The 223-nt window shown below is 60.1% G+C and carries 1 protein-coding gene; it reads left to right on the forward strand.

Features of this window, described 5'->3' with window-relative positions; genetic code table 11:
• On the forward strand, positions 1-223 hold a 223-nt coding region (locus ACXAH0_RS25370), incomplete at both ends, for an IS3 family transposase (RefSeq protein ID WP_475196125.1).

Consider the following 223-nt stretch of genomic DNA (forward strand, 5'->3'; position numbering starts at 1 on the left):
TCAGATCATGAATGTCAGTCCTCGGGGTTACCGGTCCTGGCGGAACCGCCCAGTGAGTGACCGGCAGCGTAGGGACTTGGTCGTGCTTGCCCATATCCGGGAGCAATTCCGGCTGTCGCTTGGCAGCTACGGGCGTCCTCGCATGACCGAGGAGCTAAAGGAACTCGGACTTGATGTTGGCCATCGGCGTGTTGGACGGTTGATGCGTGAGAACGCGATCACC

Source organism: Roseibium sp. AWQ4_290 (assembly GCF_056160985.1).